Origin of the sequence: Brachybacterium ginsengisoli, from assembly GCF_002407065.1 — a bacterium.
In the GTDB taxonomy this organism is placed as follows: domain Bacteria; phylum Actinomycetota; class Actinomycetes; order Actinomycetales; family Dermabacteraceae; genus Brachybacterium; species Brachybacterium ginsengisoli.
Genome location: NZ_CP023564.1, coordinates 3,520,912 through 3,546,857, shown reverse-complemented (window position 1 = coordinate 3,546,857; position 25,946 = coordinate 3,520,912). Strand labels below are relative to the sequence as shown.

The following is a 25,946-nucleotide window of genomic DNA, read 5'->3' as shown; positions in this document are numbered from 1 at the left end:
TGTCGCCGCGTCCTGCTCCGGGAGCAGGGCATCGGGGATATCGTCGGGGAGATCCCGAGCAGGCCGACGGACCGAAGGAGCCCCCGCCATGACTCAGCCGCCTCCCGGCCCACCCCTTTCCCCGTACGCCCAGTCCCCGGGCGTGCCGCCCTTCCCGCCGGCAGGCGATGACGGCGGCCCCGGTGGTCCGACCCTGTTCAACGGCGCCACCGGGCACGGCGTCATGGGGCGCAAGGGGATCCGGCATCCGTGGGAGATGCCGCTGCTGTGGGTCGGCGTCGGGCTGACCATCCTGGCGTACACCGCCTGGTGGATCCTCATCATCAGCACCGTCGTGCTGCGCTTCACCGAGGGCGAGGCGACGGTTGCGAGCCTCTGGCAGTACGTGGGCATCCTGCCGTTCTTCATCCAGCTCGCCGTCATCCTGCCGCTGGCCCCGATCCTCATCTGGTGGGGCCGCGCGATGATGTACGCCCGGCTGCGCACCTCGGCCGTGCGCATGAGCCCCACCCAGTTCCCCGAGGGCTACCGGATGGTCGTCGAGGCCGCCCAGCAGTTCGGCCTGCGGAAGGTCCCGGACGCCTACGTCGTGATGGGCAACGGCGTGATCAACGCGTTCGCCGCCGGTCACGGGTTCCGCCGCTTCGTGACCGTCCACTCGGATCTGTTCGAGGTGGGCGGCGCCACCCGCGACCCCGAGGCGCTGCGCTTCGTGATCGGGCACGAGGTGGGCCATCTCGCGGCCGGTCACGTCTCCTACTTCCGCATGGTCTTCACCACCGTGATCAGGATGATCCCGATCCTCGGCCCGGGCTTCTCGCGCGCGCAGGAGTACAGCGCGGACAACTACGGCTACTCCTTCACCCCCACCGGCGCGCCCGGGGTGATGGGCCTGCTCTCCGGCGGAAAGTATCTCGGGGCCGATGTCAACGTCAACGAGCTCGCCGATCGTGCTGCGACCGATCCCAGCCTCTTCGTGCACTGGGCCAACGCCACCTCCTCCCACCCGGTGACCACCTGGCGCGCCCATGCCCTGCGCGACCGCTCCACGCCCGGGTCCCTGTGGATCCGCCCCTCCGGAGCGCTGTACACCTCGCCCCTGCCGCCGGGGCACGTATGGTCCTCGCGGTACCCCACGCCGAGCGCCGCCCTTGCGATGCTCGCCGCGGCGGATGCCCACCGTCCCGCCGGGTACGGCGGTCAGTTCGGGCGCTTCTCGGGGATCGACTACTCCAGCCGTCCGTCGGCGCGTGCCGTGCAGACCGCGGCTCCGCTGCTCTCGGGCCGCACGGGCTACACCATCGCGCCCGGCCCCTATCGCGACGACGCCCGCGGCCCCCTGGTCCCCGCCGCCCAGAACCCCTTCGGGCCCCCGCCCGGCGGTCAGGGCCCCCAGATGCCCTCCTGATCGCACCCCTGGCCCAGGGTGGTGTCCCACGGGTCACCCCGACCTCCAGAAATCTGCACTGAGTGCATACAGTGGCAGGGTGATCCCCGACCCCAGCGCGCTGAATCCCCCGGTGCGTCGCAAGCCCCTGCTCGCCGTCCTCCTCGCCCCGCTGTTCATGGCACTGATCGCCGTGAGCGTCATCAACGTCGCCCTCACCGCGATCGGCGAGGGCCTCGAGGCGGACACCGGTGACCTGCAGTGGGTGATCTCCGGATACGCCCTGGCCTTCGGCATGCTGCTGGTGCCCGCCGGACGCGCCGGGGACGCCACCGGTCGGCGGCGCATGTTCATCATCGGCGTGGGGGTGTTCACCCTCGGCTCGCTGCTGTCCGGACTCGCCCCGAGCGCGGAGATGCTCAACCTCGCACGCATCCTCCAGGGCCTCGGCTCGGGCCTGCTGAACCCGCAGACCGTCGCCCTGATCCAGCAGCACTTCCGCGGCCAGGACCGGGCCCGCGCCTTCGCGCTGCTGGCCACCACCGTCGCGGTCGCCACCGCGATCGGCCCCGTCGTGGGCGGCGCGCTGATCCAGATCCTCGGCCCCGACTGGGGCTGGCGATGGATGTTCCTGATGAACGTCCCGATCGGCGTGAGCGCGATCCTCGGCGCCCTGAAGTACATCCCCGACGACAAGGTGCGCGGGAAGGGGCGACCGGACCTCGACCCCGTCGGCGCGTTGCTGCTGTGCCTGGCGATCCTCGGGATCATGCTGCCCTTCCTCGAGCGCGGCGTGAGCGTGCTGGTGTGGCTGTCCTTCCCCGCCGGGCTGCTGGTGCTGGGCCTGTGGTGGGCCTGGGAGCGGCGCTACAAGGGCCGCGGCCGCACCCCGATGGTGGACACCGCCATCTTCGTCAACCGCGCCTTCCGCAACGGCATCCTCATCGTCTCGGTGTACTTCCTCGGCGCGACCAGCGTGTGGATCATCGTCCCGCTCTACCTGCAGATGCACCTCGGGCACACCCCGTTCCAGGCCTCCCTCATGGGCGTGCCCTCCTCGATCGCCGCCGCGGTGAGCTCGCAGATCTCCGGCCGCTACGTGCTCACCTTCGGCCGCCGCATGGTGATCGTGGGCTTCGGCGTCGCCTTCGTGGGCCTCTTCGGCACCGCGCTGATGACCGGCTTCGTGGAGAACGGGATGATCCCCTTCTGGTGGCTCGCCCTGCCGCTGACCCTGATGGGGCTCAGCCAGGGCATGACGATCTCCCCGAACCAGACCCTCACCCTGAACTCCGTCGACCCCCGCTTCGGCGGCGTGGCCGGCGGCATCCTGCAGCTCGGCCAGCGCACCGGCGCCGCGATCGGCACCGCCATGATCCCCGGCATCATCTTCTCCCTCACCGAGGGCGGGACCGCCTGGCTCGAGGCGTTCATCATCGCGCTGACCATCATCATGGCGCTCACCCTGGTGGCGATGGGCGTGAGCTTCGCCGACCGCGCGCGGGAGAAGGCGGGCAAGGGCGCGCTGTGACGTCGCGGTAGGCTCGGCCTGCTCGAGGGGAGGGCGACCAGATGGCACGAGGACGTGACCGCACGGAGGGTCGGGGGCTGTCGATGGGCTGGGACCAGCCCGAGGACTCCTCGCCGGGGAGCCCGGTGACGCAGGTGCCTGCCCCGAGCGCTCCTGCTCCGAGCGGCCCTGCTCCGAGCGGCCCTGGCCAGCGGGGCGCCGCCACCTCGTCCCCGTCCGTCCGCCGTCGGCGTCTTCTGATCGCGCTCGGCGCCGCCGCCGCGCTCGTCCTCGCCCTGCTCGTGGGACTGCCGCGGCTGGGTGAGGAGGCGGACGGCCCGGAGGAGGTCGCCCAGCGGTTCCTGCAGTCGCTGGTCGACGGCGATCTGGACGCCGTGCGCTCCCATGCCAGCACAGCGGAGGACTCGAGCTCCGCCGCTCTCACCGCGGAGGTGCTGGGCGCCGCGACGGACCGCGTGCGGGGCTTCGAGATCCTGGACGTCGTACGGGATGCTGGCACCGCGACCGTCACCGCCTCCCTGGACAGCGGCACCGCCCAGCGGGAGGTGACGATGTCGCTGACGGCGACCTCGGCCGGGGCCTTCTCCCCGGTGCGCTGGGAGATCGTGCCCGTCGAGCTGCCGGAGGTGCAGCTCTCGCTGCCGATGGGCACCGAGCGGATCGAGGTCAACGGGATCCCGCTCGACGTCGACGATCTCGCCGTGACCGGGAACCCCGACGCGCCGCGTGCCACGCTGCAGCTGCTGCCGGGCACCTACGAATTCTCCGTGCCCGTGGAGTCGACGTGGCTGCAGAGCTCCACGGGCACCATCACCGTTCCGCCCCTGCTCGGCACCTGGCGCAAGCCGTTCGACCTCATGGGCCATGAGATGAACGACGCCGGGACGCAGGAGGTGGAGAGCCTCGTCGACGCCGCCCTCCAGGTGTGCCTGGAGTCCACCGCCGAGGTGCCCGGGCAGTGCCCCCGGGGCCTGGGCGACGGGGTCGGCGGGTGGACGCCGGGCAGCCCGCTCGAGCTGAGGCTGGAGCCGGTCGGTGACTTCCTGTGGATATTCAGCGGCACTCTGGCCGATGCGCCCGGCGGAGCCTCCGAGGGCGGGATCCCGTTCGCGGTGGAAGGCTTCGCCTACCTCCTCGGCTCGGGCGACCTCCGGGTCGAGCTCGGGCTGGATCGAGGATTCGCCATGGGCTACTGCGTGGATGCGGAGACCGGGGAGGTCACGGGCATAGGTGTCGTCGCGGATCCGAACGATCCGGCGGACTGGGACGTGTGCGGCTGAGGCAGCCCGCTCACTCCGCGGCGTCGGCTCCCTGGACCTCCGGCCCCGGCGCGGGCTCGTGCCCGGCCTCCTCGGGGTTGCGACGCACGAACAGCGCGATCACCACGGTGACCAGGCCCAGCGCGGCCGAGAGCGTGAACGCCACCGAGGTGCCGGCGGAGATGCCCTCGAGGGTGCTGCCCCCGGACTCGACGGTGCCCGCCGCGATGCGCGACATGATCGAGACCAGCAGCGCGGCCCCGGCGGCCCCGGCGACCTGCTGCACGGTGCCGACGATCGCCGAGCCGTGCCCGTACCGTGCGCGGGGCAGTGAGCCCATGGCGGTGGTCATCAACGGGGTGAACACGAAGGCCAGGCCCAGCGACATGATCACGTGGCCCACCACGATCAGCCACGGCTGGTCGGGCACGCGGGACATGATCCCGATGCCGACCACCACGGCGGCGAGGCCGGGTACGAGCAGCGGGCGCGGGCCCACCCGGTCGAACAGACGGCCGACGAGCGGGGCGAGCAGCCCCATCGCCAGGCCGCCGGGCAGCATCATCAGCCCCACCGACAGCGTGGACAGCTCGAGCACCTTCTGCAGGAAGATCGGCAGCAGCACCACCACTCCGAACATCGCGCCCATCATGACCACCATCAGCACCACCGCGATGGTGAAGCTGCGGGAGGAGAAGGTGCGCAGGTCCAGCAGAGGCCGCTCCTGCCTCTGCAGGGAGAGCTGCCGGCCCACGAACAGGCCCAGGGAGAGCACGCCCACCACGAGGCAGATCACGGCCGCCGTCGGGGCTCCGCCGGAGGCGGCGTCGGCCGCATCGCCGCCGTGCCCGCCGCCGCCGGAGATACCGGTGAGGCCGTAGACCAGGGGGCCGAAGCCGAGGCCTGCGAGGACCACAGACAGCGGATCCGCCGGCTGGTCCGAGGCCTCGTTGACGTTCTCGATCCGGCGCAGGCCGAACAGCAGGGCCGCGATCGCGATCGGCAGCACCAGCACGAACAGGGCGCGCCACGGCGCGACCGAGAGGATCAGCCCGGAGATCGTGGGTCCCAGCGCCGGGGCGACCGAGATGACGATCGAGATGTTGCCCATCACCTGACCGCGCCGGCTGGGCGGGACCAGGTTCATCACCGTCGTCATCAGCAGGGGCATCATCACCGCGGTGCCCGAGGCCTGCACGATCCGGCCGATCAGCAGCGGCAGGAACGAGGGGGAGAGGGCGCAGATCAGCGTGCCGAGGGTGAAGGTGGTCATCGCGATCGCGAACACCTGGCGGGTGGAGAAGCGCCCCATCAGGTAGCCGGTGGTCGGGATGACCACGGCCATGGTGAGCATGAAGCCGGTGGTGAGCCACTGCGCGGTGGTCTCGGCCAGGCCGAGGTCGTCCATGATCGGCGGCAGGGCGACCGACAGGATCGTCTCGTTGAGGATGACGACGAACGCGCTGATCAGCAGCAGGATGATGACGCTGCGGTCGCGCGGCGCGAGAGCATCGGCGCGAGGGGCCGGAGCGGTGGCTGGGGAGTGGGGCACCGACGAAGTGTAGGTACCGGCCCGGACACCGCACCAGATGTTTTCAAGAGCCCTGCGTCACCTGGCGTCGACGCCGGATGAGTGCCCGGAACCGCTCCGGCGCGGGCAGGCGCAGCCGCTCCAGGGGCAGGAAGGCCGCCCAGCACAGCACCGTGGGCAGGAAGTGGATGCCCAGCAGCAGCAGGGTGGCCAGGTGGAAGCCCAGATACAGCGCGACCGCGAGGTGGAGGGCCCGCCCGCGCAGGAAGAGCACCACGGGGGAGAGGGTCTCCAGTGCGAGGCCGGCCCACTGCGCGGGGACGAACACCCACGGAGTGTTCTCCACCATCCAGTGCGCGAGGCCGGAGCCGCGCCGCAGCGACGCCCAGGTGAGGATCGCGCTGTTGCCCCAGGTCGCGAGCGAGCCCGAGTACATGATCTTCGGGAGGACGGAGAAGAAGTAGGTGGCGACCACCGCGATCTGGATCGCGCGCAGCGCCCAGCCCGCGGCCTCGCTGCGCTCCTCGCCCCCCGCCGCGCCGCCGACGGTGGGCAGGACCGCGACGGCCACCAGCAGGGCCATGTGGTCGTGGGCGACGTAGCCGTAGGAGTTGCTGTAGAGCATCCACAGCCAGAACGAGATCGCGAGGATCGCCCCGGTCAGCCGGGGCCTCCAGCCCACGATGCCCGCCGCGCAGCAGGCGAGGATCACGGTCAGCAGGGCATATGCGACCGGCGCGGTGACCGCCGGCAGGTGCAGGAGGCGGGCCAGGGCGACCGGGGCGAAGAAGCCCGGCGTCCCGATCAGGGAGAGCACGTCCTTGGACAGGGTCAGCACGTCGACCACCACGAAGGCGCTGACCAGCACCCGCAGCACCCGGATGCGCTCGAGCGGCAGCGCCGGGAACAGGGCGGGGCGCAGCCGGGATGCCGCGCTCACCGCGCCACCCACCGGGTCACCTCGACCAGCTCGTCCTCGCCGTGCGCGGAGCCGTTCCGCAGCTGCGTGATCCGCTGGCACAGCACCAGCTCGGTCAGCGGGTCCTGATCGGGATGGCTGCGGTCGTACGCCGCGGCCAGCGGCGCGAGCAGCTCCGGGTCGGCCCGGATCGCCTCGAGCTGGTTCTCGACGTCGGCCCGCTCGGCGCCCACGCTGCGCTGCCCGAAGCGGATGTCGAAGGGCTCGCCCTGGGCACGGATCCCCTGCAGGCAGGTGTTGACCACCTCGCCGTCGGGATCGACTCCGCGGGAGAACTGGTCCAGCACCCCGAAGGGGAAGAGGTCGTTGGAGCGGGTCAGCCCGCCGACGACCAGCACCCCCAGGCACAGCAGTGTCGCCAGCATGCGCCAGGTCATCGAGACCGGGGAGAGGGCGGCAGAGGAGGGCACGGGAGGAGGGTATCGGGATCTCCTGGGGCCGGCGCGTCATCGCCGAGAGGTCGAGGAGCGAGGGGATTTGTACTCAGTAATTCCCCGGGTGTCATTTCTGATCTCGGCGATTCAGGTAAAAACTTGTTCAAGTTTCGGCGCGGACTTGGCATGCGATGTACGGAACGCGCAGGTGGGCGGGGCACCGTGGGGAGTGGTCCGACGTCTCGACGTCGGGCGCTCGGTGTCATCCGCCGTCCCTCGCGTTCTTCCCCGCGCTTCCCCGCACGTTCCCCCGCGCCCTTCCCCAGGAGCTCCCGATGTCTGCACCCACGAACGCCCCCACCCACCGCGCCGACGGCTCGGCGGTCTACTTCCGCGGAGCTCGCATCGCCCCGAAGATGGCCGCCGCCACCACCGGCGCCGTCCTCGCCGCGGGCCTCGGCGCCACCGGCGCGGACGTCGCCTCCGCGGACACCGCCGTCTGGGACAAGGTCGCCCAGTGCGAGTCCGGCGGCAACTGGGCGATCAACACCGGCAACGGCTACTACGGCGGCGTGCAGTTCTACCAGCCCACCTGGAAGGCCTACGGCGGTCAGGCGTTCGCTCCCTACGCCCACCAGGCCACCAAGGCCGAGCAGATCGCGATCGCCCAGCGGGTGCTGCAGGCCCAGGGCCCCGGCGCGTGGCCCACCTGCGGCAAGAAGGCCGGACTGACCCGCACGAACGGCGGCGCCGACGCGAACGCCCAGCCGTCGACCGGCGGTGGCGGCAGCACCACGGCGCCGTCGGCTCCGAGCTCCGGCGCCCTTACGGTCGACGGCAAGTTCGGCCCGGCCACGACCCGTGCGCTGCAGGGCTGGGTCGGCGTCTCCCAGGACGGCTCGCTGTCCACCAGCGACATCAAGGCGCTGCAGTCGAAGGTCGGGGCGACGGCCGATGGGAAGATCGGTGCCGACACCACCCGCAAGCTGCGCGCGGCCATGGGCCTGTCGAGCAACGGTGTGTGGGACTTCCGCACGAACTACTCCACCGTCAAGGCGCTCCAGAACTTCCTCAACTCCGGCGCTCCCGCCTCCAGCGCGCCGGCCGCGCCGTCGAAGCCCTCGGCTCCGAGCACCGGCGCCCTCACGGTCGACGGCAAGTTCGGCCCTGCCACCACCCGCGCCCTGCAGGGCTGGGTCGGCGTGAGCCAGGATGGCTCGCTGTCCACGAGCGACATCAAGGCGCTGCAGACCAAGGTCGGCGCGACGGCCGACGGCAAGATCGGCGCGGAGACCACCCGCAAGCTGCGCGCGGCCATGGGCCTGTCGAGCAACGGCGTGTGGGACTTCCGCACCAACTACTCGACCGTCAAGGCGCTGCAGCAGCACCTCAACGCCCGCTGAGCCGGCTCAGGACTCGGCGTCGCCGCGGGACTCCCGGGCGGCGTCGAGCAGCCGGTCCACGATCGGCAGCAGCTGCTCAGGGGTGAACTGCCCGGGGCTCGGGGTGCCGCCCGGGGTCGCCGGGCCTCCGCCGCCGTTCAGGGCGGCGTCGAAGTAGAGCCCGTCCCCGAGCAGCAGGATCGCGTTCGCGGTCGCCTCCTCGCCCACTTCGGCGAGGATCAGCTCGAGCCAGGCCCGGCGTGCGCGCCGCATCGCCTCCTGGGCTCCGGCATGGGACTCCTGGGCGAGCTGGGCGACGGCGACGAAGGCGGTGTCGAGGGGCCCACCGGTCCACGCCGAGCTGCGCACGTAGTACCGCGAGGGGCCGTCGGCTGCGGCGCCCATCTGCGCCACATCCTCCTCGAGAAGTGCGTCCAGCCGCGCGATCAGCCCGTCGGCCAGGGCCTCCTTCGACCCGAAGTGGTACAGCAGCCCTCCCTTGGAGACGCCGGCGCGCGCCGCCACGGCGGTGAGGGTCGTCGAGCGCTCCCCGGTCTCCTGGAGGATCGACTGGTAGGCGTCGAGCAGTGCATCGCGAGCTGACATGAGACAGACCTTACTGGTGGCGCGGATCGCCACCCCTTGAACTGTACCGTCCGGACGGTTTAGTTTGACGGAGTCCCGCACATCCCTGCGGGATCCCGACGACTCCCGGAGACGACCGTGCACAGCGCACCCCAGACCCCGATCGCCCCGCGCCGCGAACGCAGCCCCTGGACCGCGCTCGCCGTCCTGATGCTGCCCGTGCTGCTGGTCGCGGTGGACAACACGGTGCTCTCCTTCGCGCTGCCCGCGATCTCCGAGGCGCTCGCCCCCTCGGGGCAGCAGCTGCTGTGGATCGTGGACGTCTACCCGCTGGTGCTCGCCGGGCTGCTGGTCCCGATGGGGTCCCTGAGCGACAGGCTGGGGCGGCGCCGCCTGCTGCTGGTCGGCGGCACCGGCTTCACCGTGGTCTCCGCCCTGGCTGCCCTCGCGCCGGATGCCGGCACGCTGATCGCCGCTCGCGCCCTGATGGCCGTGTTCGGGGCGATGCTCATGCCCTCCACGCTCTCGCTGATCCGGAACCTCTTCGCCGACCCGGTCCAGCGGCGCACCGCGATCGCGATCTGGGCGGCCGGATTCTCCGCCGGTGCGGCGCTGGGTCCCGTCGTCGGCGGCCTGCTGCTCGAGCACTTCGCCTGGGGGTCGGTGTTCCTGCTGGCCGTGCCGGTCATGCTGCCGTTGCTGGTGCTCGGCCCCGTGCTGATCCCCGAGTCGAAGGACCCCTCGCCCGGGCCGGTGGACCCGATCAGCGTGGTGCTGGCGCTCGCGACCATGACCCCGCTCGTGTTCGCGATCAAGTCGCTCACCGCCAGCGGCCTGGACCTGCTCGCCGCGCTGTGCCTGCTGGCCTCCGTGGCCGCCGGCATCACCTTCGTGCGCCGCCAGCTCGCGCGACCGGAGCCGATGCTCGACGTCACCCTGTTCGCCCGCCCCGTGTTCACCGGGGCCGTGCTCGCGAACCTCCTCAGCGTGTTCTCGCTCGTGGGGTTCCTGTACTTCGTCTCCCAGCATCTCCAGCTGGTCAGCGGCCGCTCTCCGATGGGTGCGGCGCTCGTGCTCGTGCCGGGCCTGGTGGTGACGATCCTCGCCGGCCTGCTCGCCGTGCGCCTGGTGCGCCGATTCTCCCCGGCCGCCGTGATCACCGCGGGCCTGCTGCTGAACGCGGCGGCCTTCGTGCTCGTCGCGCTCACCGGCACCTGGGGCTCGGACCTCCTGCTCCTGCTCGCCTTCGTGCTGCTCGGCGCCGGCGTGGGTGCGGCCGAGACGCTCAGCAACGACCTCATCCTCTCCAACGTGCCGGCACCGAAGGCGGGTGCCGCCTCGGCGATCTCCGAGACCGCCTACGAGACCGGCGCGGTGCTCGGCACCGCGGTGCTGGGCAGCCTGCTGAACCTCGCCTACCGCCGTCACGTGGAGGTGCCGGCCGATCTAGACGCCTCGCAGGCCGCCGCGGCCTCCGAGACCCTCGGCGGCGCGACCGCCGTGGCCAGGGAGCTGCCCGCCGCCGTCGCCGAGCGACTGCTGGACTCGGCCCGGGAGGCCTTCGACTCGGGCGTGCTGCTCACCAGCGGCATCGGTGCGGTGCTCATGGTGGTCGCGGCGGTGATCGCGCATCGCACGCTGCGGGTGACCGGCTGAGGCGGGCGGGTGCGGCCACCGCGCCCGCCCAGACGCTGCCCGATCACGGCGCGACGACCCGTCCGGGTCGTCGCGCCGTTCATCGTCGCGCTCGAGCGGCGACGGCGTGGAACGTCGGCGGCCGTCGAGGGGGTCCCCTTTGTCGCGAGGACGGGGTATAGTCCCAACTCAGGCAATACGGATAAGCCGGGCAAAATGGACATCGTGCAGGTCGGCGGCCGACAGGCCCCAGACCGGTGATCGGTGCCGATCGGCTCCGACCCCCGCTCTGATCTCGAGAGGTGCACGTGGCGCTACCGCAAGCAGTGACGACCCCGGTTCCGCTGCGCCCTGATCCGCCCCATCCGCTGCGACGTCCCGCCGTGGCCGGGCGCCCGCGCATCGGGCGGTCGGACCGCTCGAGGGACCGCCTGGTGGTGGCGTCGCTGATGGCCGGAGATCTGGTGGGGCTGTCCATCTCCTGCCTGGTGGCCCTCGTGTTCCGGCAGAACCTCGCCTTCCTCGACCCGGCACCTCATCTCAGCGAGGAAGCGGTGCGCAGCGGCGTGACCATCGCGGTGGTCTGGATGATCGCGCTGCGGCTCACCGGTGCCACCAACCCGCGCTTCCTCCCGTCCGGGCCCGAGATCTACCGCAGCGTCCTGGTCGCGAGCATCGGGGTGGTCGGCCTGGTCGGCGCGGCGCTCTTCCTCACGGGATTCACGCTCTCCCGGCCCTTCTTCGTCGCGCTGATCCTGGCGAGCGTCCTGCTCCTGCTGCTGGTGCGCTTCGTGGCCCGCCGTTGCCTGAACCTCGCGCGGACCCGAGGCCATCTGCGGTCGCAGGTGCTCGTGGTCGGCTCCGCCGGCCACGTCCGAGGGATCGTGCGCACGCTGGCCCGAGAGGTCTGGCTCGGCTACGACGTCGTCGGGGCGATCGCCTCGATCGGCGAGCTGGGGCGGAACGAGGATGCCGGGGTGCCGATCCTCGGTGACGAGTCGCAGCTGCTGGAGCTGGTCCGGGCCCAGCAGCCGGACATCGTGCTGTTCACCGCGGGATCCTCCGCCAGCGCCGACGAGTTCCGACGCATGGCCTGGGAGCTCGAGGACCTCGAGGTCGACGTGATCGTGGTGCCGGCCGTCAGCGAGATCTCCGGTGACAGGATCCGCATGCGCCCTGTGGCGGGACTGCCGCTGGTGCACATGGATCTTCCGCGCGCCCGGAAGGCGGTGCGGCAGGGGAAGCGCGTCTTCGACATGGCCGCCAGCGCCCTGCTGCTGCTGATCCTCTCGCCGCTCCTCGCCGCCGTCGCCCTCGCAGTGCGTCTCGGGGACGGCGGGACGGTGATCTTCCGACAGCAGCGCGTCGGCCGCACGGGCGAGGTCTTCGAGTTCCTCAAGTTCCGCTCCATGGGCATGGACGCCGAGGCCCGGCGCGCTGAGCTCACGCAGCGCGCCCGAGATCGTGGCAACGTGGTCATGTTCAAGATGGCCGACGATCCTCGGGTGACCAGGGTGGGGAAGTTCCTGCGCCGCTACTCCCTCGACGAGCTGCCGCAGCTGTGGAACGTGCTGCGAGGCGACATGAGCCTGGTCGGCCCGCGCCCGGCGCTGCCGGAGGAGGTCTCCGGCTACGACCTGGACGCGAGCCGTCGCCTGGCGGTGCGGCCCGGCATCACGGGGCTGTGGCAGGTCTCCGGTCGCAGCGATCTCTCCTGGGACGACACCGTCCGTCTGGACGTCTTCTACGTCGACAACTGGTCCTTCTCCCAGGACCTGCTGATCCTGGTGCGCACTGTGCGTGCCGTGCTGGCTTCCCGAGGGGCGTACTGACAGACGCGTCCCCTGGGGAGGGGTGATGCCCCCGCTCGAGGGAAGTGCTGAGCCCTCGTGCGGGGGTGTTCCACATGGTCGGAGATGACCGGCTGCGCCGCCGATCCGCAGTGAGGCGTTCACGCCCCGGGACGGGCGTGCACCGCGGACCGCTTCCGCCGCCGGAGCCCAGCGCCGCTCAGGCCTCCACGGCGACGGTGCCCGCCTCGGGTGCATCGGTCGACCCCGACCGGTGGCGAGGCATCGGTGCGTCGTCCCGCGCACGCTCCGATGCTCCCTGGCGGGCTCGCGGTTCGGGGGCGAGCCCCACCACGGCATCCAGCTGGCACTCCTGCAGGGTGACGATCAGATCGGTCACCTCGTCCAGCACGGTTCCCGGTGTCGCGATGATGACGGCGATGTCCGACGACCTGGCGGCTTGGACGAGGGACGTCCTGTAGCTGCCCGACCGGACGATCGCCACGCACCTGCTGTCAGGTCGGATGGCCGTCTCCACCGAGGACCCGCCCTGTTCCCAGATCGGGTCGGCACTGCGATCCTCGAGGACCCGGCGCGCGGCCGAGAGGAACTCACGCTCGGCCGCCTCGGCCACGATCGGGGCAGAGGAGTGCAGCAGCACCCGGATCGGCCCGGTCGAGGTGTCGACCCCGGAACGCCGGAGCACCTCGTCCGCCAGGCGCACCCACTGCGCGTGATCGCCGCTCCTGCTCGAGATCACGGGGACCGGCCCGATCGCGAGCGCGAGCCGGTCCGCGCTGCGGATCTTCGGGTCCAGACGCTCCCGCAGCAGGGCGACGGCGATGCCGAGGAGAAGTCCCGCCATGGTCCCTCCGGCGAGGGTCACCGTCAGTCCGGGCCCGGAGGGACCCGTCGGAGGCGCCGCCTCCCCGATGATCCGTCCCGGGGAGGGCTCTGAGAGCGCCACGCTCGAACGCTGCTGCTGGAGGCGTTCGATCAGGCCGGCGTTCGCGGGAGTGGAGGTCTCCGAGCTCAGGTCCTCGATCTGCTGGTCGACCTCCTCGAGATACTGGTCCGTGGCCCTCGCGGCGTCCTCCTGGCGGAGCTCGAGGTAGGAGGTGGCGATGGCGTTCGCGCTGTCAGCGGCCTTCTGAGGGGTATCGGCTCTCACCTGCACCTGCAGAATCTGCGACCCGGATGGTGCAGCGATCTCGACATCGGCCCATGGCGTCGCGTCGGTCCCCGCTCTGCCCAGCGATTCGGCGGCGCGGCGCGCCACCTCGGGGGAACCGAGGATCTCCTGCTCGGTGCGGATGTTGACCTCCTCGCGGACGCCGGTCAGGGGATTGGAGACCACGGGGAGGACGACGAGGGACGCGGTGGCCGCATAGCGGTTCGGGGCCGCTGCGGCGAATGCGCCGCCGGCCAGCGCTCCGAGGACCACCGCGAGCGCCAGGATGAGCCAGCGTCGCGCGAGGGCGTTGAGTACATAGGTGATGGTCATGAGGTTCTCCTGGGGTAGGTCCCGTGCTGAGGGAGAGCGGGTGTGCGATGGAGCGCTCATCAAGCCGGTGATGTCCTGAGGCGTCGGACGTCGAGCATGTCCAGAAGCTCCGCAGAGTCGTCCGAGTCGACCTTGCGGACGAAGAACGCACCGGACTCCTCGATGCGTGAGAAGTCGTCCGCGGTGAGGACTCGGGGATGGCCGAACCCCTCGTCGGGGAACTCGATGAACCGTCCGTTGTGGTTGACGAAGCGGAAGGTTCCCGCGCTGAGCAGGACTGTCTGGATGAAGCTCTCGTCGATGGCGAGGCTGGTCCGGCCCCATTCGACGACATCCTCCCGAGTGCTCCGCACCGTCAGCAGGTGCTGGACGGCCCGGCGCGAGAGGCTGAACCACGACGAGCCTCCATGGCAGCGCAGCCCGTCGGGCAGCCGGCCGCGCCAGGTGCCCACGCGCAGCGGGCCGTAGGAGACGTTGAACCGCAGGTAGGGCTGGACGTAGTTCAGTGCATGGATCCAGTGCCACCGAGGGGAGGCGGAAGCACCCAGCAGCCGGACCGGTCGCCAGCGATAGAGATACCTCTGCCGTGCCTCATGCTGGGCCCAGTCGCTGTCAGCGGGATCGAGCGCACGATGGTTGTGCAGCAGGCCGTCCCCCGACCGGTCCAGGGCTTCGAGGAACTCCGGGACGGGTCGGGAGGGGTAGTCGGCGCCGGAGAGCACGGTGGTGAACTCGGCTCCTCCATCCGCCTCGATCCTGGAGAACAGCGCCAGGAAGCGTTCGACGGCGCTGAAGTCTCCGCGGCCGCCTGGATCACGGAAGACGCGGCAGGTGTCCGAGGCGAGGCTCTCGACGCCGGGCACCCCGGCGGCATCGTGGCTGATGTAGACGCGGACATCGTCGACGCCCTCGGTGAGGGCGCGGACAAGTCGCGCCAGCTGCGGCAGGTCGGCATGACTGGTGATCGCGAACGCAGAGCGCATCGCCGGCCGAGCCGTGCGGTCATGCATCGTGTCGGTCATGGGAGAGCAGACCTTTCGAGAAGGAGATGCGCACGGCGATCCCGTACACGAGGAGGGCCAGGGCCAACCCGGTCAGCTGGACCAGCGCACCGGCACCAGGGAGCAGGAGCCGGATGGCGATCGAGCCGCCGACCACCACCAGGACGGGGAGCACCGCCGCCCGGGCGATGCTGCGCAGCGGGGCGGAGAAGCCGAGCAGGCGGTGGACCTGCCGTGCGGCCAGAAGGGTGTCGACGGCGACGCCGACAGCGAAGGCGATCGCGGCGCCGTTCAGTCCCCAGACCGGTACGAGCACTCCCGCGAGCGACAGCAGCACGGCGAGCTGGATGGCCTTGTTCCGCAGCTGCCAGGTGCTGCGACCCGCCATCAGCAGGACCGTCTGCAGCGCCCCAGCGGTGTTCTTGAGCGCCATGGCCGTGGCCAGCACGACGAGAGCCGGTGCGCCGGGGACGAACTCGGAGCCGAACAGGCCGAGCAGGACGTCCGCGAAGACCGCGACCGACAGATAGAAGGGCCAGGAGCCGAGGATCAGCAGCTGGGTCACCTTCCGGTAGAGGGCGTCGGCGCCGGCGAGATCCTCCTTGGCGATCGCGCTGCTGAGCCGGGGCCCCAGCACGATCCTCAGAGCGGCCTCGAGCATGTTGCCCGCCTGGACGATCCGGGTGACCACGCCGTAGACACCACCGGCGCTCGGTCCCATCAGCGCGATGACGAGGAGGACGTCGGCCCAGTCGAGCCCGCGCTCGAGGATCACGGCGCCACCGCGCGGCAACGAGAAGCTCCAGAACCCCCGGGCGAGCTCGTCGCGCTCGGCCGTCGGGAGCGCCGCCCCCGCACCTGCTGCGGCGCGCAGCTGCCGCCGGAGAGCGAGGGCTGCGATCGCCGAGGCGAGGAACAGCGGGATCGCCCAGGCCCAGACCACGGACCAGGTGGTTCCCAGCACCGCGATCGCTGCGGCGACCAGTGCGAGGCGGCTGATCGGCACGACCAGGTTCTGCACCACCGTGTAGGTGCGGATGTGGTCGAGGCCGCGAGAGCCGGCAAGCAGGATCCCCGTCGATGTCGCAGGCACCAGGGCGAGGGCCAGCAGGCGGAGGGTGGACGCCCCGTCTGTTCCCGGGACCAGCCGATCGGCGATCGGATCCGCCGCTACGACCAGCATCGCCGTGAGGATCAGCCCCAGGAGGATCACGGGTCGCATCGCGATGGCGACCGTCGGCCCCAGCTCACCCATCCTGTCCGTCGCCCTCGACCGGGAGAGCGATCGGACCAGTCCGGTGTCCGAACCGAGTCCGATGACGCTGGTCGAGATCATGAACAGCGAGGTCAGCAGGAAGAAGGCCCCCGTGGCGCCGGCTCCCAGCCCGCGGGCGATCAGCCACGTCACCACGAACGCGATCCCGGCATTGACCACGATGCCGCTGAAGGTCAGAGCGGATTCGCGTCCCAGACGCATCTCGGGCGCTCGACGCCTGGCGGTCACCTCAACCATCGGCGGCCTCCTCGTCCATGACGCTGCGGCTGAGCACTGCTGCGGCCATGAGCAGGATCAGGCACTGGGTGACCCCCAGGCCGTAGAACCAGATGGTCAGCGCCACGGTGATGACGAGGCTCAGGAAGACATGGGAGGCCGGATCCCGGAGGTGCCATGACGCGGTGATCACCCGTGCCAGGAAGACGTAGAAGAGGAGGATGCCGATGAATCCGTACGAGTACAGGAGGGTCCACGCATACCCCTGCGTACCGAGGGCGATGCCGATGGTCGGGTCCATCCCGGGCGTCGCCCATCCGACGATCGGTGACTGCAGGACCTTCTCGAACGTCGCCTCGTAGATGGCGCCGCGTCCCGAGGTCGTGTGGGAGACCTCCTGCCGCTCTGCGATGGCGGAGAACACTCCGCCAGCTGCTGCGCCGAGCGTGGCGAGCCCCAGCAGACCGATCACCGTGATCCCGGTCCGGAGGCTCCCTGCGAGCACGAACCGTCCGGCGATGAGGAGGGCGAACATCGCCAGCGCGAGGAGCATCCCGCGGTTGCTGGTCTGGGCCGCCGGGTACAACGAGGCCACCAGCGCGATGGCGAGCAGGATGCGGCCCGCCCAACTGCTCAGCCGGGTCCAGACGAAGACCATCACAGGGGTGAGGAGCGCGTACGCCATCCCCCAGGAGTTCGTATAGGGGAACGGTGCGGCGGGTCGCACGAACGGCTCCTCGGCTCCCCAGGGCTCCTGCACCTCGGCGAGGCGCGGAAGGACCAGCTCGCGGACGAGCTCGTTCCCGAGGAGCGATCCCGGAATGATTCGTGAGAGGGGCGTGGTGAGTCTGAAGTCAGGGAACTGGGTGGCCAGGATCCCGAGCACCACGACCGTCGCCCAGATGACGGTGAAGCCGCGGAGCACCTGCGTGAGCGAGATCGATGCGCGCGCGTTGACGAAGTAGACGAAGGCGATTCCGACGGCGAGCAGGTCTGCGGCGCGCTGACCGAATCCGATCAGCTGCATGACCCCGGTGACCGAGGCGGCGCAGACGGCGACCCATGCCAGGAAGGCGAACCAGCACAGCACGCCCGGAGAGGTGCGCACTCGGCCCCGCAGCAGGAGAAAGGTCCCCATGACCGCGCCCAGGGCGACCGGGGCGAAGAGCGATGTGCCGGTCGCCCAGAAGATCGGGAAGCCGTACATCAGGGCGAGCAGCGGCCAGGCGGGCAGGGGGGACGGCACGCCGGGTCCGCCGGTGGTCCGTCCTGTCCTCGCGGTGCTCCGTGTGATCGGCACACGACCGAGCGCGATCCTGGTCGTGGTCATTGTGGGTCCTTCGCCAGGGTGCCACGAGCGTCGAAGGTGGCATCTGGGGCGTGCGTCGCCCCGGGGAGGATCTCCACGGAGAGCGTGTTCTCGCCTTCGACCAGGAGGGACACCGGGATCAGGACGGTCTCCTGAGGACCGGCGACTCCCGAGGAGTCGGCGCCCGGGTCCGTCGACGGCGCGTCCTCGACCTGCACGCCCTCGGCCTGCTCGTCCTGCGGATCCACCCGCCCGGCATCGACGCCGTTGATGCGGAGCATGTACGTCGCGTTCGCCGGGACCGTCAGCTCGAGGGAGTCGACACCGCTGAGGCTGGTGATCGTGAACGTGTGCCGGTATCGGGCGGCTCGAGGCGCTGGGTCCCCGTGGACGGGGCCGGTGCCCAGCTCGTTCTCGGGGTCTCCCGCTCCGAGCGGGGCCGTGCCGTGGGGCCAGGTGGAGTCGTCGAAGCCCGGTGACGTCCAGTCCGCCCCGGAGACCTCGGTCGCCGAGGGACTGCAGTCGAGGGCCCAGTCGCTCCCTGGAGTGATCACCTCGTCCGGGTCCTCCGGAACGGCGCCAGGGTCTGCCCTCTTGCCATCGACAGGCTCCGGTGCCGTCGAGGCGCAGACGGAATCCGACTCCTGATCGCTCACGCCGGCGGACGGCGGCGGTTCCGGCGTCGCGTCCTCGGCTTCAGGAGCATCCGCGACGGGTCCGGAGACACCGGGCGCGGAAACTTCGGGCTCGGAAACTTCGGGCCCGGGAACTTCGGGCCCGGGAACTTCGGGCCCGGAGACACCGGGCTCCTCGGCGGCCGCACCGGCCGGCTGGGGGTCGGACGTCGGCTCGACGTCGTCGCCCGGGTCGGCGGCGGGCGGCTCGTCCGGAGCCTCCTGGCCGGCAGGCTCCTCCGCCGGATCGGCTCCTTCGGCCGCAGCGTCGACAGGAGCGAGCGCCTGCGTCCGAGCGCCCGTCTGCACGCCGGGGACGAGTTCGGCCTGGAGGTCGTAGCTGAGGGTCGGGGTGCTGCGGTAGTTCAGGTGGACCTCGGCGGTGATGACGTTCTCGCCGGTGAGAAGGAGGCTTCCGGGAGCGGTGAGGGTGAGGGGGGTGGCGATGGCGTCGGAGGTGCGGGGTGCTGCGGTGGCGTAGGTGCCGTGGTGGATGGCGCCGGTGGGCATGTTGGATCGGCCGATCTCGGTGCCGTTGACGTAGAGCACGATGCCGTCGTCGGCTCGGGTGGTGAGGGTCAGGGCGGCGATCCGGGTGGCGTCGTCGAGGGTGAAGGCGCGGCGGAAATAAGCGGTCAGCGGCTTGGTGCCGGGAGCGGTGAGCGTGGTGGCGATGGAGGAGCTGCCCCAGCCCAGCGGGGCGGGGCTCGTGGTCCAGGCGGTGTCGTCGAAGGTGGTGTCCTTCCACGTCGGTGCCGGGGCGCCGGTCTCGTAGTAATGAGCCCAGTCCGACCCCTCGGGGATGACCACTGTCGGAAGGGTGCCCGGGTCCACCTCTTCCGGGACGACGGCATGGCTCGTGGCCGAGCGGTTTCCGGCCCGGTCCACGGAACGCACGAAGTACTGTGCTCCGCTGGTGGCGGGCAGCTGCGTCGAGGCGGCTGTCGTGGTGGCCACGACGCGGTCGTTGCGGAGGACCTCGTAGGTGCTGCCGGTGACCTCTTCCCAGCTCAACTGGTCAACGCCCGAGGTGCTCGAGGCGGTCAGGCCTCGAGGAGTGCTCGGGGCGGTGGTGTCCGTCGGGGCGAACCGGACGAACGCCCCGGTCCATCGGTTCTGAGTGTTGGGCAGGCGGGCGTAGGTGTAGTCACCTCCCACCCACAGGGAGCCGTCCGAGGCCTCTTCGATCGCCCAGGTGCCGTACCCGCTGCGCAGGCTCACCTGTGGACTGAACTCGGGGACGAACGCGCCGTCGGAGGCTCGCCAGATCCCCGTCTGCTCGATGTGCTCGACCCGGGAGAAGGTGCCGACGTCCGGCCAGCGGCGGGCTCCCTGATAGATGTTCTCCGAGCAGTGGCACCCGGCGGCGAGGCCGTCGTCCCCGTAGGGGCTGATGGCCTGGAAGTCGCCGCCGTTCTGCGCGATGTTCGTGCTCATCTCCTGCATGGTGCTGCGGTTGTAGCTGAACAGCATGTGCTCTGAGCCGCCCAGCCACACCCTGTCGCCGACCTCCCGGACGGCCTGCTGGTAGCCGGTGCGGCCGTTGTCGCGATTCGAGAAGTCGACATGCCAGGGGATGACCGTCGCGTCGTCGGCGGTGAACGCTCCTGCTCGCTCGGTCGCCTCGGTCCACCTGCTCAGCCCGAAGTATCCGGCGGCGTACACCCGGTCGCCGTGCGCGGAGGCATCCACGGACACGACCGTGCCGTCGAGCATCGGATTCCAGCCGGGGACCGGGGCGAGGGTCGTGGCGCTCAGCCGTCCGATGTTGCGCTGATAGACCTCGGAGGTGACACCGCTGCCGGTCAGGTGCGTGAAGCGACCACCGAGGTACAGGTAACCGTCCTGCACATCCATCGAACGGATGGCCGGAGGCGTGCCGCCGGTGTAGTTGATGACCCGGGTCGTCACGGCCGGGTCGGAGGCCCCGGTGGTCGGGTCGATCACGGCGAACGACGGCGACGACTGTCCGTTGGCGGTGCTGAAGGCTCCGCCCACGGCGATCCGACCGTCGGGGAGCACGGCGAGTGCCTTGACCTGGTTGTCGAAGGTGGGGCGGAAGCTCGATAACCACTCGCCGGTGGTGACGTCGAACGCCGCGAGGTAGCTCTGCTCCACGCGGCCGGAGCCGGCGGCGTCGCGCTGGACGTAGCGGAAGTTCCCGCCCACGTACATCACCCCGTCGGACTCTGCGAAGTCCGCCACCTCCGTGTTCAGCTCGCCGCTGCCGGCGGCGCCGAGGCCGCTGACCCCCCAGGGCGACGCCACGGGGTAGCTCTGGGCGGTGGCGACCCCGGTGCTCGCGGGAAGACCGGTGTCCGGGATGGGCGAGAAGATGTTCTGGCTCATCAGTCGAGGGCGGAGGAAGACCTGGGTGAACGGCCGTGGGTAGCCGGCGGTGGAGGAGGCTGCCCAGAGGTAGGAGCTCGAGCTCGAGCTGCCCCGCGCGGACGAGCCGTAGGAGAAGCCTCGTGCCCACCCGCGAGTCCCGTCGACGTTCGTGTCCAGGCGCCGGTACGAGCTGTCGGCGCCGAAGCTCCCGGTGGTGCCGCCGCTGCCCGAGCTCGAGTCCATCGACCACGTGCGGACCGACTGGGACCCTGCGAACTGCCATGACCAGTCATCGCGCGGAGTGCCGTATGTGAACCGCACCTCCTGCCACGTACCGCCGTCGATGCTGCGGGCGCGGCGCAGCCGCACGCCGTCGGCCAGCGCGTCGACCCGCTCGTCGTCCAGCAGGCCGTCGATGGTGTCGGAGGGCAGCTGCGCGGGCGAGAAGGCGGAGGGTCCGGACGGCGTCTGTGCGACGTCCACGGAGGTCAGGCGTCCTTCGTTGCTCTGGGTCCAGTTCTCGCGGCCGCGGCCGACGAGCACCCAGCCGCCTCCTGCAGTGGTCTGGTCGCAGTAGAACTGCTGCGGGGTGCCGAGCGTGGGGGTGACGAGCCAGTAGACGCCGTCCGCGGAGGCGGGGTTCCGCTGCTTGATCTCCCAGCACGAGGCCGCCGCTGTGCCCTCGCCGAGGCCGTCGGGTTCGGGGGCGACGGACGTCGCCGCGACAGCGTCGGGAGCGGAGACCGTCTGCATGACGCGAGGGTCACGATCTCGCGGTGCCTCGATGCTCGGGTCGGCCAGGGCCCCCAGGGGGACGAGCACGACGCCGGAGGCCAGGAGTCCGAACAGCGCCCGCAGGGCTCGGCGGACGGGGACTGCTTCCAGAAGGGCGGTGAGAGCGGACATCGGCGTGATTCCTCTGCTGGTCAGCAAGCGGGGTTGTCGGGGAACGAGCGGCCGACGAGCCGCCAGCCGGCGGAGTCGGATCGCTCGAAGACGAAGAGGTTCCAGGAGCGCGTGCTCGCCGCGGGCGCCTCGATCTCACCGCCGTCGGCTCGGCGGACGACGAGCGCCGAGGAGTCGACGCAGACGCGCACCGTGGCGACCTCCCCGGTGCCCGTCGACGAGTGATCGATGACCTCGGCATCGGTGTACGAGTAGGAGCCGCTGCGGGTCCATCCCTCCGCCTCGAACTCGAGGCGCTCGGCCTCGATCTCGCTGAGGTATCCCTGCGCGGCGAGGCCCGAGAGCTCCCCGACCACATCCGCCGGGGCCGCGGGATCGATCGGCGCCGTCTCCTCCAGCACCTTGTCGAGCACGTCGGACGTCCCGGCGGTGATCTCCGCGTCCTGCTCTGGGGTGAGATCCGGGACCCCGGGATCGCCGTCCGCGGTGGTGGGGCCGTCGGTGGGGTCGGCGGGATCGCTCGGTGCGTCCGACGGCTCCTCGGTCGGCGATGCCGAGTCCGCGGGCGGAGGCGTCTGCGTGCTGGTGGGGACCGAGGGGTCGAAGGCGGAGGTGTCGCCGGCCTCGGCGTCGGTCCCTGTCTCCTGGCGTCCGTCGGTGAGCACGAGGCCGGCGATCACCACCGCGGCCGTGAGCAGGGCCAGCAGGACGAGGAGCCGGCGGCGACGGGTCGTCATATCCCTCGCCCCCGACGGTTCAGCGCCGCGATGGTCTGCTGAGGTGTGACCAGACGGGTCATGGTCAGCATCGCGAGCCAGGCACGGGGCTCCAGCGGACGATGCCGGAGCGTCCGACGGGTCCAGCTGCGGGCCTCGGCGTACTCGCCGGCGGCGGCGAGCGCGAACGCGACCTGACCGCACATGCGGGCGGCGTTGCGGCTGTCCTGCAGGAGGCCGGGGTGCTTGGTGACGAGGTAGCTGAGCCCCTGCGCCATGCGCTCCCACCGACCGGCGAAGTAGGACGTGCGGTCCCAGTGCACGATGACCAGTTCCTCAGGGACGCTCGCGACCGGGCCGAGCTCGGTGATGCGCAGCAGGAAGTCGTAGTCCTCGCCGTACCCGAAGGGGATCTCCTCATCGACCCCGCCGGGCAGCGAGAGCAGGTCCGCGCGCCGGAAGAGGAATGAGGACGGATGCAGCTCGCCCACGCGGGAGCGCAGCAGATCGGTCCGAGTGGTGAGCATCGGCGGGCGGCGATCGATCGATCCGTCCACGGTGACGATCGTGATCCCCGCGGCGATCACCGCGGCCTCGGGGCGCTCGTCCCAGAGGGCCACCTGCGCCGCGAGCTTCCCGGGCGCCCACTCGTCGTCGTCGTCGCAGAACGCGACGAGTGCACCCTCGGCCGCGGCGATGCCGGTGTTCCGCGCTCCGGCGAGCCCGGCCGCGCGGGTGTTCTCGTGCAGGGCGATGGTAGGACCTGCGGGGAGCTCGGCGCGGAGGTCCTCGAGAGGATCGATCTCGCTCTGGTCGAAGACCACGAGGATCTCCAGTGGTCCGTCGTACTCCTGCGCGGCGATCGAGCGGATCGCTCGGCGCAGGAGCTCGCCGCGGCCATGCGTCGCGATCACCGTGGTCACGGAGGGGGAGGCGGGGACGGTGCTCATGGGCGTGCTCCTTCGCCGAGCTCCGCCCAGCGACGCCGGGTGGAGAGGGTGATGTGCAGAAGATTGGTGAGGAGCAGCGCGAGGTAGGCCGCGCCGAAGAGCGGGAGCAGGGGCCAGAGCGCGAAGGCCCAGCACAGGACCCCGGGGTCGGCGGGCAGCAGGAGCCATGACTGGTGACGGCGGGTCACCGTGCGCTGGGACCGCGAGCGGTCCCGCAGCAGCCCGCCGAGGTTCTGGCTGAGGAAGCCGGCCGAGGCGATCACCGAGAAGGCCGCGGCGGCCACGGCCAGCACGGGGAGGTCGTGCAGGAGGAAGCCGGCGGCGATGGTCAGATGCACCGCCGGAAGGCGCAGGGCATCCAGCGTGTGGTCCAGCCACTCGCCCTGCAGGCTGGACGTCCCCTGCAGCCGGGCGAGCTGTCCGTCGGCGGAGTCCAGCGCATATCCCAGCGCGAGCAGGATGGCGGCGGAGATCCCGGCGATCACCGGCGTCGATCGGAGCAGCAGGAAGGCCGCCAGACCGGAGAAGGTGACCAGGATGCTCGCCACGGAGACCGCGGAGGGCGTGGCGCCCACGCGTTCGGCGAGCGCGCACAGGTAGCGGGCGATACGTCGGTTCACCCAACGCGTGTACGCCGGGACGCCGGTCCCGGGCTTCTGCGCCGCGTCGAGGAGCCGGAGCGACTCCGCGAGGGGAAGTCGTCGGGTCGTGGGCGCGGTCAGGGTCTGAGGGTTCATGGGTCTCTCCGTGCTGGGAGCGGACGCTGCGATGCGTGTGCCGCGATGCGACGACGGTGCTCGGCTCCAGGGGTCGATGGTGGTCATGTCGGGGGTGCCGCCTGATCAGGTGACTCGCAGCACCGCGGTGACCAGCCGCCGTGCCGTCACTCGGCGTCGTGGGGAGTCCAGGACGGTGCGGGCGAGTTCGGACAGCGCGTCCGCCGTCCGCTCGGGGAGCTCATCGGTGCTGCGGGCCTCGATCACGGGGGACGGAGTCAGCAGTCGCTGCTCCAGCTCGGTGCGGAACTGCGCGCGGGTGCGCACGCAGCGGCAGCGGCCGCGGTCGGCCATGAACTCGCCGAAGGCCACCTGGTGGTCGTCGACGACCTCGCCGAGCGACGGATCGCGCGGGACCACGATCGGGAGCAGCCCCGCGCGGTTCGCGTCGGCGATGGTCCCCGGACCGACCTGGGAGATCACCAGGTCGGCAGCCTCGTACTGCGCATGCAGATCGTCAGCGCCGAGCAGCTCGTGGTTGGTGCCGTGGCGCGACGGGCGGGCCGCACCGTGCTGCACCACGAGGTGGATGCCCGAGCCCGCCGGAGACCGATCGTCCATCCACTCGTCGATCCAGTCGAGAAGACGTGTGAACGGGTGGTGGTCGGTGCCGACGCTGACGAAGATCCGTGTCGTCATAGCGTCGGTCCGATCACGGCGGCGCCGGGATAGAGGTGCTTCTGCTCGGGCCATTGGACCGCGAACTGGTCCACGAAGGGGTACGCCATCCGTCCGGTCAGAGTCCGTGAGGTGATCCGATCGATGACCTCGATGTACATCGTCCGGATCCCGCGACGATGGGCGACGGCGAGGAAGGGGGCTGCCACGCCTGCTCCCGTGGAGACCACGAGATCGGGCCTGAGCTCGCTGAGCACCCGGCGGGCGAGCAGCGTGTTGCGCACGGCGTTGGGGACGTTGCGGGTCGTGGGGGAGTGGGCGTGGATCACGTCCTCGCCGACGAGCGCACTTGCGGAGTGCTGGTTGTCGAAGGTGACCCAGGTCCGGTCGAAGGTCTCCCACCAGCGGCGCATGGCGACCAGCTGGGAGAGATGCCCACCGGTCGAGGCGACGAGCAGGAGCCGCGACGGGCGTCGGCTCGTGCCGCGCGGCGTCGCCGGGGCCGTCTCGAGCGTGTGCACTTCGGTCACGGGATCACGTTCCTCTCGTCGCAGGATCTCGGGGACGTGATCAGAGCGCGTTCGCGGTGTCGACGGCAGGGTGTGCCTCGACGCGGGTGAGCGCGGCGAGCGCGCGACGCAGCGCCGTGCTGGAGGTGTGCATGGTGTAGGGGAGGTACTCCACCTCGACCCCCACCTCGGCGAACTGCTCCTCGAGCCGAAGGCCCTTCGGGGTGCCCCGCCAGTCGTCGCCCTTGAAGAAGTGCGTGAAACCGACCTCGCGCCAGGCGTCCATCTTCGAGGGCGTGGTCTCGACGTGGACGTGATCCACGAAGCGCATGCTGCGGACGATCTCCGCGCGCTCGACGGTGGGGATGACGGGCTCGATCCCCTTGACCTCCCGCAGCATCTCGTCGCTCACCACCCCGGCGATGAGCAGATCGCAGCTCTGCGCGGCTCGGCGGAGCAGATTCAGATGGCCCACGTGGAAGAGGTCGAATGCTCCTGCTGCGTACCCGATGCGCATTGTGTTCTCCCGGTCCATCTCGTCGACGGTGCTGAAGCGCCGATCATCCGGGAAGCATACTCGACAAAAGGGGAAAAGGGTAGAAAACGGACATCCGGGATCGAGCAGCTCGCTCGAGACCCGCGATACGGCCCCTGTGACGCCGCGCGACCCTGCGAGAACGCGCCGGTTCGCGGTGGTTCACACGTGA

21 protein-coding genes are annotated in these 25,946 nt (G+C 70.9%); 6 read left to right on the top strand and 15 right to left on the bottom strand.

Annotated features, from left to right (window positions below; translation table 11 throughout):
* Nucleotides 1–88 precede the first annotated feature (88 nt).
* The 3 genes from CFK41_RS15900 (at nucleotide 89) to CFK41_RS17815 (ending at nucleotide 4,198) form a co-directional block, all read left to right on the top strand.
* Entirely contained in the window at nucleotides 89–1,408 is a 1,320-nt protein-coding gene (locus CFK41_RS15900; RefSeq protein WP_096800555.1) for a M48 family metallopeptidase, read from the top strand.
* 79 nt (nucleotides 1,409–1,487) lie between these two features.
* A complete protein-coding gene (locus CFK41_RS15895; RefSeq protein WP_096800554.1) occupies nucleotides 1,488–2,918 on the top strand; it encodes an MFS transporter in 1,431 nt (476 codons plus the stop codon).
* Nucleotides 2,919–2,959: 41 nt separating this feature from the next.
* Nucleotides 2,960–4,198 (top strand): hypothetical protein, encoded by a 1,239-nt coding sequence (locus CFK41_RS17815; RefSeq protein ID WP_151904788.1) that lies wholly within the window; start codon nucleotides 2,960–2,962, stop codon nucleotides 4,196–4,198.
* Between the two features lie 10 nt (nucleotides 4,199–4,208).
* Here the strand turns inward: CFK41_RS17815 and CFK41_RS15890 are convergent, their stop codons facing one another.
* From CFK41_RS15890 to CFK41_RS15880, 3 genes are read right to left on the bottom strand one after another with little or no spacing between them, the layout of a single operon-like run.
* Nucleotides 4,209–5,729: an MDR family MFS transporter gene (locus CFK41_RS15890; RefSeq protein WP_151904787.1), complete on the bottom strand. Its 1,521-nt coding sequence runs from the start codon at nucleotides 5,727–5,729 to the stop codon at nucleotides 4,209–4,211.
* Between the two features lie 43 nt (nucleotides 5,730–5,772).
* On the bottom strand, nucleotides 5,773–6,648 hold the full coding sequence (locus tag CFK41_RS15885; protein WP_227873119.1) for an HTTM domain-containing protein: 876 nt from the start codon (nucleotides 6,646–6,648) through the stop codon (nucleotides 5,773–5,775).
* Nucleotides 6,645–7,097, bottom strand: coding sequence for a hypothetical protein (locus CFK41_RS15880; protein WP_096800552.1), 453 nt, complete (start codon nucleotides 7,095–7,097; stop codon nucleotides 6,645–6,647). The genes CFK41_RS15885 and CFK41_RS15880 overlap by 4 nt, the downstream gene beginning before the upstream one ends.
* 299 nt (nucleotides 7,098–7,396) lie before the next feature.
* On the opposite strand from CFK41_RS15880, the gene CFK41_RS15875 reads away from it, so the two are divergent.
* Complete coding sequence (locus CFK41_RS15875) at nucleotides 7,397–8,464, top strand: transglycosylase family protein (RefSeq protein WP_096800551.1); 1,068 nt, start codon at nucleotides 7,397–7,399, stop codon at nucleotides 8,462–8,464.
* Nucleotides 8,465–8,470: 6 nt separating this feature from the next.
* Here CFK41_RS15875 and CFK41_RS15870 read toward each other — a convergent pair whose 3' ends face one another.
* On the bottom strand, nucleotides 8,471–9,049 hold the full coding sequence (locus CFK41_RS15870; RefSeq protein WP_096800550.1) for a TetR/AcrR family transcriptional regulator: 579 nt from the start codon (nucleotides 9,047–9,049) through the stop codon (nucleotides 8,471–8,473).
* A 117-nt stretch (nucleotides 9,050–9,166) separates the two neighbouring features.
* Here CFK41_RS15870 and CFK41_RS15865 point away from each other — a divergent pair, with 117 nt between their 5' ends.
* Nucleotides 9,167–10,684, top strand: coding sequence for an MFS transporter (locus CFK41_RS15865; RefSeq protein ID WP_227873118.1), 1,518 nt, complete (start codon nucleotides 9,167–9,169; stop codon nucleotides 10,682–10,684).
* Between the two features lie 413 nt (nucleotides 10,685–11,097).
* Nucleotides 11,098–12,495 carry a sugar transferase gene (locus CFK41_RS15860; RefSeq protein ID WP_227873117.1) on the top strand — a complete coding sequence of 466 codons (1,398 nt, stop codon included), beginning with the start codon at nucleotides 11,098–11,100 and terminating at the stop codon, nucleotides 12,493–12,495.
* A gap of 178 nt (nucleotides 12,496–12,673) precedes the next feature.
* On the opposite strand, the gene CFK41_RS15855 is transcribed toward CFK41_RS15860, so the two are convergent.
* The 11 genes from CFK41_RS15855 to CFK41_RS15805 form a co-directional block, all read right to left on the bottom strand.
* Nucleotides 12,674–13,957: a Wzz/FepE/Etk N-terminal domain-containing protein gene (locus tag CFK41_RS15855; RefSeq protein WP_169928846.1), complete on the bottom strand. Its 1,284-nt coding sequence runs from the start codon at nucleotides 13,955–13,957 to the stop codon at nucleotides 12,674–12,676.
* Nucleotides 13,958–14,016: 59 nt separating this feature from the next.
* Entirely contained in the window at nucleotides 14,017–14,979 is a 963-nt protein-coding gene (locus tag CFK41_RS15850; RefSeq protein WP_096800548.1) for a beta-1,6-N-acetylglucosaminyltransferase, read from the bottom strand.
* Entirely contained in the window at nucleotides 14,960–16,471 is a 1,512-nt protein-coding gene (locus CFK41_RS15845; protein WP_096800547.1) for a lipopolysaccharide biosynthesis protein, read from the bottom strand. Before CFK41_RS15845 ends, CFK41_RS15850 begins: the two co-directional genes overlap by 20 nt.
* Nucleotides 16,464–17,780 (bottom strand): ligase, encoded by a 1,317-nt coding sequence (locus CFK41_RS15840; protein WP_096800546.1) that lies wholly within the window; start codon nucleotides 17,778–17,780, stop codon nucleotides 16,464–16,466. The genes CFK41_RS15845 and CFK41_RS15840 overlap by 8 nt, the downstream gene beginning before the upstream one ends.
* Nucleotides 17,777–21,670 carry a fibrinogen-like YCDxxxxGGGW domain-containing protein gene (locus CFK41_RS15835; protein ID WP_096800545.1) on the bottom strand — a complete coding sequence of 1,298 codons (3,894 nt, stop codon included), beginning with the start codon at nucleotides 21,668–21,670 and terminating at the stop codon, nucleotides 17,777–17,779. The genes CFK41_RS15840 and CFK41_RS15835 overlap by 4 nt, the downstream gene beginning before the upstream one ends.
* 20 nt (nucleotides 21,671–21,690) lie before the next feature.
* Complete coding sequence (locus tag CFK41_RS15830; RefSeq protein ID WP_096800544.1) at nucleotides 21,691–22,407, bottom strand: hypothetical protein; 717 nt, start codon at nucleotides 22,405–22,407, stop codon at nucleotides 21,691–21,693.
* Nucleotides 22,404–23,336: a glycosyltransferase family 2 protein gene (locus tag CFK41_RS15825; protein WP_169928845.1), complete on the bottom strand. Its 933-nt coding sequence runs from the start codon at nucleotides 23,334–23,336 to the stop codon at nucleotides 22,404–22,406. Before CFK41_RS15825 ends, CFK41_RS15830 begins: the two co-directional genes overlap by 4 nt.
* The gene (locus CFK41_RS15820; protein WP_169928844.1) at nucleotides 23,333–24,073 is read right to left on the bottom strand and encodes a CDP-alcohol phosphatidyltransferase family protein; all 741 of its coding nucleotides are present in this window, start codon (nucleotides 24,071–24,073) and stop codon (nucleotides 23,333–23,335) included. Before CFK41_RS15820 ends, CFK41_RS15825 begins: the two co-directional genes overlap by 4 nt.
* 105 nt (nucleotides 24,074–24,178) lie before the next feature.
* The gene (locus CFK41_RS15815) at nucleotides 24,179–24,751 is read right to left on the bottom strand and encodes a glycosyltransferase (RefSeq protein ID WP_169928843.1); all 573 of its coding nucleotides are present in this window, start codon (nucleotides 24,749–24,751) and stop codon (nucleotides 24,179–24,181) included.
* Nucleotides 24,748–25,260: a glycosyltransferase family protein gene (locus tag CFK41_RS15810; RefSeq protein ID WP_227873116.1), complete on the bottom strand. Its 513-nt coding sequence runs from the start codon at nucleotides 25,258–25,260 to the stop codon at nucleotides 24,748–24,750. The genes CFK41_RS15815 and CFK41_RS15810 overlap by 4 nt, the downstream gene beginning before the upstream one ends.
* A gap of 40 nt (nucleotides 25,261–25,300) precedes the next feature.
* Nucleotides 25,301–25,756: an adenylyltransferase/cytidyltransferase family protein gene (locus CFK41_RS15805; RefSeq protein WP_096800540.1), complete on the bottom strand. Its 456-nt coding sequence runs from the start codon at nucleotides 25,754–25,756 to the stop codon at nucleotides 25,301–25,303.
* Nucleotides 25,757–25,946: the final 190 nt, after the last annotated feature.